At 42.4% G+C, this 9,371-nt stretch carries 7 protein-coding genes; 5 read left to right on the top strand and 2 right to left on the bottom strand.

Annotated elements, in window-relative coordinates:
• Window positions 1-212: 212 nt before the first annotated feature.
• Both QM629_RS19735 and QM629_RS19730 read right to left on the bottom strand, forming a co-directional pair.
• Window positions 213-1,988, bottom strand: a complete 1,776-nt coding sequence (locus tag QM629_RS19735) for a RagB/SusD family nutrient uptake outer membrane protein (RefSeq protein WP_415161628.1) — start codon at window positions 1,986-1,988, stop codon at window positions 213-215.
• A 9-nt stretch (window positions 1,989-1,997) separates the two neighbouring features.
• Window positions 1,998-5,213 carry a SusC/RagA family TonB-linked outer membrane protein gene (locus QM629_RS19730; RefSeq protein ID WP_415161627.1) on the bottom strand — a complete coding sequence of 1,072 codons (3,216 nt, stop codon included), beginning with the start codon at window positions 5,211-5,213 and terminating at the stop codon, window positions 1,998-2,000.
• Window positions 5,214-5,626: 413 nt separating this feature from the next.
• Between QM629_RS19730 and QM629_RS19725 the strand changes: the two genes are divergently transcribed.
• The 5 genes from QM629_RS19725 to QM629_RS19705 form a co-directional block, all read left to right on the top strand.
• Entirely contained in the window at window positions 5,627-5,761 is a 135-nt protein-coding gene (locus QM629_RS19725) for a hypothetical protein (protein WP_415161626.1), read from the top strand.
• A 438-nt stretch (window positions 5,762-6,199) separates the two neighbouring features.
• Complete coding sequence (locus tag QM629_RS19720; RefSeq protein WP_415161625.1) at window positions 6,200-6,739, top strand: DNA-3-methyladenine glycosylase I; 540 nt, start codon at window positions 6,200-6,202, stop codon at window positions 6,737-6,739.
• Window positions 6,740-7,005: 266 nt separating this feature from the next.
• Window positions 7,006-8,637, top strand: coding sequence for an L-glutamate gamma-semialdehyde dehydrogenase (gene pruA, locus QM629_RS19715; protein WP_415161624.1), 1,632 nt, complete (start codon window positions 7,006-7,008; stop codon window positions 8,635-8,637).
• A 34-nt stretch (window positions 8,638-8,671) separates the two neighbouring features.
• The gene (locus QM629_RS19710) at window positions 8,672-8,836 is read left to right on the top strand and encodes a hypothetical protein (RefSeq protein ID WP_415161623.1); all 165 of its coding nucleotides are present in this window, start codon (window positions 8,672-8,674) and stop codon (window positions 8,834-8,836) included.
• Window positions 8,837-8,872: 36 nt separating this feature from the next.
• A partial coding sequence (locus tag QM629_RS19705) for an alpha/beta hydrolase-fold protein (RefSeq protein WP_415161622.1) occupies window positions 8,873-9,371 on the top strand: 499 nt, incomplete at its 3' end.

The following is a 9,371-nucleotide window of genomic DNA, read 5'->3' as shown; positions in this document are numbered from 1 at the left end:
GATAGACCTCACCTAAATCCTCTCCAAAGGAGAGGACTTCCGACGCCCTGAAACTCATAAAACATGCAAAAAATCATGTTTTTTTCCTGCCCTTCTCCTTTGGAAATGCAAAGCATTCATTGCGGCAATTAAAAAATATATATGCACGAAATAAAAGGGTTGGGATGAGGTCGAAATAACAATCTAAGCTTATCCCGAACTCACGTTATTTATTATTCCCAGCCCGGGTTTTGTTCCAGGGCGGGGTTTAGCAGCAGCTCATCGTAAGGAATAGGATAAAGATATTTATAATCATCCCACACCCTTGTTATATTATCCAGCCAGTGAATTTCGCCATAAGTTCCATTGGCCAATGTTTGCGATGTGCCTCCAACACTAACATACGTAACCCCGCTGATGGTTGTGGCCGGCGTATTTACATAAAAGCATACATCCAAAACGCCGTCTCCATTTAAATCCATAGGTGTATCAAGCGCCGGCACATACATGCCATTCCATGTGTTGGTGAGCAGTTCGCCATGTTTCCATCTTACGAGGTCGTAAAAGCGAAATCCTTCCAGCGTTAATTCAATGCCGCGTTCCCGGCGTATTTCCATAATAACAGGATCGGTAACATCGCTGAAATAATTTTCCTGCATATAGGTGTCAAGGCTCGCAGGCAAGGTCGTTAAGCCTGAAGTTATGCCTGCTCTTGAACGCAGGGCGCCAATTGTTTCGGCCCAGTCTGCATCGGTAATAGTGCCCAGTTCTGCTTTTGCTTCAGCATAATTGAGCAATATTTCTGCATACCGCATTAAACACACGGAGTTGGTGTTATAAGAACCTGCATCATAATAGGTATCGTCCAGGCACCATTTTATGGGCTGGTAACCTGTATAGGTATAAGAGAAAACAGGCGGCGCCGCTACGGTAACGCCATCGCTGGTTCTTGTGTAGTCTCCCATTCTTATGGTTTGCTGCAGGCGCAGGTCGCGGTTTTTTACCTCGTTTGCGAAAGTAATGGTATCATGGCCCGCAATATCCGTAAACCTTGAGCCGTCCCGCATTAAATACGTGTTTATAAAACTGCGGATGAAACTGAAACGCGTACCATACGTAGCGCTGGTAAAGTACCAGTTGGCATCGTGGTATTTTGAAAGGGTGGTACTGGTTACATCTGCGAGCATTATTTCGCTTGAAACCGGCGCTGTGCTGATGAATAAATTGCGGTAAGCCAGGCTGTCGCTTGCCGTATTCAGGCTGTAAATGCCGGCATCCATTACTGTTTGGGCAGCGTCGGCAGCCTGTTGCAGCAAATCATCGGCTGTTGATTGCAGGCCGTACGATGTTTGGTATTTGCGGAAAGTGCCTTCAAATAAACATACCCGCGATTTTAAACCATACACCACATATTTTGTTATCAGGCTGCGTGTGCTTTCGCTGGTTGTAGTTATATGTTCTGCCGCATAATCAAGGTCTGCAATAATGGAATCGGTAATCAATGTCCTGGAATCGCGCCCTGCATATAAAGCGGAATCATCAACCGCCAGGGGCGTATTAATCCAGGGCAGATCACCAAACCGTTTCATCATTTCAAAGTAGAAATAAGCCCTGAAGAAGCGGGCAATCCCGATATAATTATTTCTTACATCTTCACTAACAGCGGTGTTGGTGCAGTTTGCAATGAAATAGTTGATGTTTCGAAGGCTGGTCCATGTCCAGCCCGTACTTTCAAGGGAAGTGTATCCTCCATCCAGCAGGTAGTCTGGTGCTGAAGTGGTGGCCCCGTAATCAGACATACTGCAGTCTGTTCTGAATGGGGTGCTTATGCCGGGCAATATATCATAAAAAGAATACGTGTATAGCTTTAATCCGTCTTCGCTGCTGAAAACAGCTTCTTTATCTGCGGTGCTTTTCGGCGTTTGATCCAGGTTTTTTGTACAGGAAAAGCATGCAGCGATAACAATCAGCAAGCCAGCGAATAATTTTATATTTTGAATGCGTTTCATACAATTAAATTAAAAGGTGATAGATAAGCCTGCAGTAAAACTTTTAAGTATGGGATAGTTATTGCCATTACCATTATTGGATGTGCCGGTAAGAATAACATCCGATTTGCCAATGCTCTCCACATCAATATCCCGGGTAATTTTATATAACGGCGAGGCAGACCAGAGATTTTCGCCGGAGATATACACCCTGGCATCGGTAAGGTGCGCTTTTGCCAGCAGGCTTTTAGGAAATGAATATCCTATTTGTACATTCTTCAGCCGTATGTAGCGCACATTCTGCATATACTTTGTTTGTTTCTGATACAATTCGCCGGCGCTGTTCTGGGCTACATATCCCCTGTATCTTGGGAAGTAAGCATTGGGATTTGATTCAGACCATATTTTATTAACCTGCGATTTAAAAATATAGTTATAAGGCCTGTTGTACTGTCCCCAGAAAATATCGGCTTCCGAGCCTGGCCACCAATCCTGCTTCAGCACACCCTGAAAGAATATGCTGAAGAAGAAATTCCTGTAATCTGCACCGGCTGTAATGCCGTAAGAATACCTGGGCGTAGAATTACCAATTACTTTCAGGTCGCCGTGATCATAAATGGTATTATCTCCGTTATCAATAACGCCGTCACCGTTAATATCCTTAAACTTTATATCGCCTGCCAGCCACTGGCCTGTGGTGGATGCTTTGAAGGAAGACTGCATGGCTGATGCCTTATCCACATCAGCAGCCGTCCAGTAACCATCATTGGTGTAGCCCCACATTTCACCTAATTTTTCGCCTGTATAGTAATCGCTGAGGCTGCCTGCATCGTTGTTGTATTTCAGAATGGTTGCTGTATAATCAGACATCCATACGCCAACATTATAGTGAAAAGCTTTGCCGCTGATATTTAAATTATCCTGCCAGTTTACGGATGCTTCCCATCCGATGGTTTTCATGTCAGCATAATTGCCGTAAGGCTCTGTGGCGCCAAAAACGGCAGGCAATGTTTTGCCAACGGTAAACATATTGGTTGTTTTGCGCCTGTATATATCACCTGTAAAATTCAGGCGGCCCGAAAGCATGCTTACATCCAAACCCAAATCAGCCGTAGTTGAAGTTTCCCATGTTAACCCATCCGGCAGCACACCCGGTGCGCTTGTGTATTGAGGCAATGTGCCGTTTAAAACACGGCCTGACTGGGCAATAACAAATTGCTCCTGGTAAGCATAAGAAGATATATTGCCATTGCCTAATGAACCATAAGAAGCCCTGACTTTAAGATCCGTAATCAGCCTTCCTGGTATATTCCAGAAAGCTTCTTTAGACAGGCGCCAGCCTGCGGAAACAGAAGGGAAGAACGCATATCGCTGATCGGAAGGAAATTTTGAAGAACCGTCATAACGGCCATTTGCTTCTATGAGATAACGATCCTTGTACGAATAATTAACACGGAAAAAACCGCCGAGTATGGCCCATTTCTCATAACCCGCACTGGTGCTGATGCTTTCCCCCAGGGCAAGATTAAGGTTGTCAGCATCACTAACAATTAAACCGTTTCGCTGTGTTGTTGTTGTATCGTTTACAGCTTGTTCATAGTTATAGCCAAGCAGCACTTTTAAATAATGCACCTTATTGAAAGTATTCTCGTATTCGGCATATAAGTTAGCGGCATTGTAGTTGGAACTGCTTATGGCCTTGGTAATATCGTTATACGATGATCCCACATACGCTACCACGCCGGGCGCACTGCTGTAAGGAACCGGAACCCTTATGCGTGTTTGATCTGAATTACTGTTCTGGAAAGTAAAATCTCCTTTTAACCGTAAATGATCGCCGCCAATTTTGGCACTGAAGGATGTTGTGTTTTTAAAAAAAACATCATCAAAATCAATCCCGTTTTTTCCATACACGAAATCTCCCACTGTATAAGCAGCAGAAAATGTAAGCGTGCCGTCGGGATTAAATAACATGGAAGACGGATGGCCTTCATCGGCAAGGTTGCGCCATATACCGCCGCTTTCTCCCACATTCAGGGGATTGTGGTATTTACGCCGGTTATATAAAGTTGTATTGCCTATCTGCAGCCACGGGGTTATTTGTATTGAACCTTTGGCCGTAAAATTATACATGCCATAATCATCAGAATTATAGCGGAAAATGCCGTCCTGGTTGTAATATCTTCCGGTAACATAAAAACTGGTTTTAGCGCTGCTGCCGGATACGGATATATTCTGATCCACAGCAAAGGTGTGTTTCTTATACAATAAATCATACCAGTCTGTATTGCCGTAATAAATATAGCTGCCGGTGCTGCTTGTATCCACTTTGGATAAAGAAGGGTTGGCATTGCGTATGGCATATTCATCAATATAATCCTGCGAATAAGGCTGTGTTTTGTTAATGTTCTGCGGTATTTGCGAATAGTCGTTCCAGGCGCTCCATGCAGAATCAAACATAAGCGCATACTGGTATCCGTTGGAAACAATATCCGGTACCGTTGTAGGCGATTTCAGCGAGTAGTTGGAGGAATAGGTAACGCTTACCTTTTCTTTTGCCGGTGTTTTTGTGGTTATCAATACCACGCCATAGGCTGCACGTGCACCGTAAATAGCGGCAGACGAAGCATCTTTTAATACGCTCACCGATGCAATATCATTCGGGTTAAGCATGCTGGGGTCGCCCTGTACGCCATCAATCAATACCAAAGCATTGCCGCCCTGGCCTATTGATGTGTTGCCCCTTATATTATAGGTGGCAGAAGTATAAGGCTTGCCATCCGACGGTATAAGATTTAGATTAGGTATCATGCCCTGCAGGCCCTGTGTAATGTTTGATAAAGACCGGTTATTTAATACATCGCCTGAAACCTGTGCAACAGCGCCTGTAAGGTTCTCCTTTTTTTGTGTGCCGTAACCCACCACCACCACATCGTTTAACTGCGAGGAGGACAGATCAGTTAACTGTGCATCAATGGTTGCTGACTGGCCTGCGTTAAGCTGATAGTTACTCACTGTTTTGGTTGTATAACCCACATAAGAAAAGTTGAAAGTATAAGGCCCGCCGGCGGGCAGGTTTTTAAATTCATAATGACCTAGGCTGTCTGTTACAACGCCGGTGGAAAAGCCGGTGGTTGCATTTTTTACGGTAACGGCAACACCCTGAACCGGTTTACCGTTTTCATTTTGAACAATGCCTGCAACCGTGGCATTGGTTTGTTGTGCATTCGTTGTTGTAAATGCCAATAAGCAAATTACAAGTGCACAAGCTGCACATAAATTTTTCATCATTATTGGTTCATTTTAAGTTTAGATAATACAGTATCGCCCCGCTTTTTTAAGCGGTTGCAGATACGTGATAAAATGGTACAGAAATGGGCCCCTTTAAGAAAGCATATATGCAAGCAAAAACCATAGGCAATATACTTACATATTTAGTATTGTCTGCAATAAATAATAGCTGAGCAACTGTATGGTATATAACTCTTTAATCAGTCAGTTTGCCTGTAATGATGCAGCTATATTTAAAGCGCTGCGAAACTATGATTTGATGAGGTTCATGTATATTATGAAATTGTAAACATGGCTATTGCAAATGGATAATATACTTATTAAGAAATGGTATGATAATAGATTTGAAATAATGCAAACATGCCTATATGAAAACATTTAAAATAAAACCGAAGCCTGCAGGCCGTATAGCATTGGGTGCATTTTTAATAACGGCAGGCATTGGCCATTTAACGTTTTACGAAAAGAATTCCGGGCGCAGGTTCCCGGCTGGGTTCCTTTAAAAAAAGATGATACGGTTGTTTATTCAGGCATTGCAGAAATAGCGCTCGGCGCATTATTAATTGCAGGCGGCAGCAAACAACATATAACAGGCAAAACGGCCGCAGCCTTTTTCAGCGCTGTATTTCCGGGCAATATAGCGCAGTATAAAAACCATAAAAACGCATTCGGGCTTGATACGGATGCCAAACGGCTGATAAGATTATTCTTTCAGCCTGTTTTAATTTACTGGGCTTTAAAAAGCACGGAGTAATATTTACCGTATTAATAAAAGCAAAGGCGTATTAAATGAAGCGCTCCTTTTATAATGCCTGCAACCAACTGATATCAACCAGGTATATTTGTTCGTTCATAATAATATCCGGTAAAACTATGCCGGTCGCCGGCAAGGAATTATTTTTGACAGGTCTTTTAACCAACCATCACACAAACTATACATAATGAGTTATTGCAGCTATGTTGTTACGTTAAGCAATGATAATGTGCATAAACAATATCACGATAATGAGTATGGTTTTCCGCTCACCAGTGATGATGAATTATTTGCCCGCCTGGTACTTGAAATTAACCAGGCCGGTTTAAGCTGGACAACGATATTGAATAAAAAAGATAATTTCTTTAAGGCATATAACAATTTCAATATAAGGAAGGTTGCAAAGTATGATCAAAAGAAAATAGACGCTTTATTGAATGATGCAGGCATAATACGCAACCGTTTAAAAATTCATGCAGCCATTGAGAACGCCAGAAAAATACTGGAAATACAAAAGGAACACGGTTCATTTAAAAGCTGGCTTGATAAAAATCATTCTTTAACCAAAGAAGAATGGGTAAAGCTTTTTAAAAAGCATTTCCGGTTTACCGGCGGTGAAATTGTAAATGAGTTTTTAATGAGTTCCGGTTATTTGCCGGGTGCACATACAGAAGATTGCCCGGTTTACAAAAAGATAGCAAAGCTTAAACCGGTGTGGATGAAGTGAGTATCTTGAACCTGTTATGATGAATCGCCTGAACGTTTTATTTGAAAAGAAATTCAAGCTTATTATAGCGGTAATGGTATATACTGCAGGCCACGCTATCTGGTTTAAAGCCATTGTTACAAATGCTATGTATCATACGCCAATTGTCAGGCCGGGAGGAAATTGATTACACGGTATTGGATTTGGATGCAGGGAAAAGAAATTGGCCCGCAAAGGGCATTAAATAAAGCAACCGGCTTGCGTTACCTTTGCATAAATTTTTTACTATGAGTCTTGGATATTTTGCCTACCCCATGCCGGTGAATGAACCGGTTTACGGATATGCGCCCGGTTCAGTGGAAAGAAAACAGTTAAAAAAAATTTTGGCAGCATTAAAAAAAGAAGAAGCTGATATTCCAATGTACATCGGTGCAGAAGAAGTGCGCACCGGCAATAAAGTTGCCCTGCACCCGCCGCATGAAACTGCCCATACGCTGGGTTATTTTCATGAAGGCGATGAAAGCCATGTTAAGCAGGCAATTGATGCTGCGCTGGCCGCAAAAGAAAACTGGGCTTCCATGCCCTGGGAAGACAGGGCGCATATATTTTTAAAAGCGGCCGATCTTATTGCCGGTAAATACCGTTACCATATAAATGGCGCCACCATGCTGGGGCAAAGCAAGAATGCCTGCCAGGCTGAAATTGACAGCGCCTGCGAGCTCATAGATTTTTTACGTTTCAACGTGCATTATTTAAGTGAAATATATAAACAGCAGCCCAACTCAGCGCCCGGCATGCACAACCGTATGGAATGGCGCCCGCTCGAAGGTTTTGTACTGGCTGTAACACCTTTCAACTTCACGGCTATTGCCGGCAATTTACCTGCCAGCGCCGCTTTATGCGGTAATGTGGTGGTTTGGAAACCGGCGCATACGCAAGTCTTCGCAGCGCAAATGTTCATGCGCATTTTAAAAGAAGCCGGCTTGCCCGGTGGCGTTATTAATTTGATTTATGTTGATGGTCCTGTGCTGGGCGATGTATGTTTTTCGCATCCCGGTTTTGCCGGTGTGCATTTTACAGGCAGTACAGGCGTGTTTAACCAGATGTGGAAGACGATCGGGGAAAACGTTGGAAAATATAAGGCTTATCCGCGCATTGTGGGTGAAACAGGTGGTAAGGATTTTGTGCTCGTGCATCCATCAGCCGATGTTGATGCAACTGTAACAGCATTAGCAAGAGGCGCTTTTGAATTCCAGGGCCAGAAATGTTCTGCTGCATCAAGGGCCTATCTTCCATCGAATATTGCAGCAGCAATAAAGAATAAGCTGGTTGCTGAACTTAAGACCATGAAGATGGGCAGCGTTGAAGATTTTACCAATTTTATTAATGCTGTTATTGATGAAAAGGCTTTTGACAGGATTGCAAAATATATTGATGCAGCAAAGCAAAGCAGCGATGCTGAAATTATAGCCGGCGGCAATTACGATAAGCGTAAAGGTTATTTTATCGAGCCGACAGTTATTGAAGTTTCAAACCCTGAATATGTTTCTTTATGCGAAGAAATTTTCGGGCCGGTGCTTACCATTTATGTGTACGATGAGAATAAGTTTGAAGAAACGATTGAGCTTGTAAATACCACGTCGCCTTATGCGCTTACCGGCAGCATAATAGCACAGGACAGGAATGCCATTGTGCTGGCAACAGAAAAACTGAGAAATGCAGCCGGTAATTTTTATATCAATGATAAGCCAACCGGCGCTGTTGTGGGCCAGCAGCCTTTTGGCGGTGCAAGGGCAAGCGGCACCAACGATAAAGCGGGCAGCATGCTTAACCTTTACCGATGGCTGAGCGCAAGAACCATTAAGGAAACATTTAACCCGCCAACGGATTACCGTTATCCTTTTTTACAGGCAGATTAAAATTTTAAAATACTTTGTATAGAAGCCTGGTGATTTGAAAGATCATCGGGCTGATTATATTAAAGATATAAAAGTAGCCAGCAATGGCTGGATGAAAAGCAGCGGTTTATTTCCGGATTTTGAAGGATGGCAGGACAGTTATGGCGCTTTCACCTATTCGATAAAAGAAAAAGATGTCATTATTAATTATTATTGTTAGCAGACATATAAGACAGACAACGAAAATTAGCAATCGATGAAAAAGGAATTTTTGCTATGTTTTTTATTTACAATTATCAGTTTTGCTGTAAAAGCTCAACTGGACACTATTCCATTAAATATTGGAAATAAAACTTTTTTAAAATCAAAAATAGCTAAGGAAAACTTTGAAATTTGGATAAGGCTTCCTGAAGATTTTGAGAAAGTAAAAGATAGTGTATCGTTATTGGTTTTATTGGATGGCGATGAATATTTTAAAATGGCATCAGATGTTGTTCAATTGTTTGAATGGGCGGAGAAAACACCGCCAACAGTTATAATCGGATTACCAAGCACAACAGAAAGCAGATGGAAATATTTCACTCCGACAAATGTTAAATATAGCGGAAAACCCAATTCGGAAGACAGCTTGCTGTATAGCAAAACAGGGAAATTTGAAGTTTTTGCCGATGTTATAAAAAAAGAACTCATACCTCAGATTTCATCTCAATTAAAAGCCCATTTTATCAGCAAAACAATTTTCGGTCACTCCAACG

The sequence above is a fragment of the Parafilimonas sp. genome (assembly GCF_047606085.1).
Classification (GTDB): Bacteria; Bacteroidota; Bacteroidia; order Chitinophagales; family Chitinophagaceae; genus Parafilimonas.
The sequence above is the reverse complement of the archived record's forward strand: the minus strand, read 5'-3'. Positions and strand labels throughout refer to the sequence as shown.

Coding starts and splice junctions, on each gene's coding strand:
- QM629_RS19725 (WP_415161626.1), top strand. CDS start 5,627: ATGAAAACATTTAAAATAAAACCGAAGCCTGCAGGCCGTATAGCATTG.
- QM629_RS19735 (WP_415161628.1), bottom strand. CDS start 1,988: ATGAAACGCATTCAAAATATAAAATTATTCGCTGGCTTGCTGATTGTT.
- pruA (WP_415161624.1), top strand. CDS start 7,006: ATGAGTCTTGGATATTTTGCCTACCCCATGCCGGTGAATGAACCGGTT.
- QM629_RS19720 (WP_415161625.1), top strand. CDS start 6,200: ATGAGTTATTGCAGCTATGTTGTTACGTTAAGCAATGATAATGTGCAT.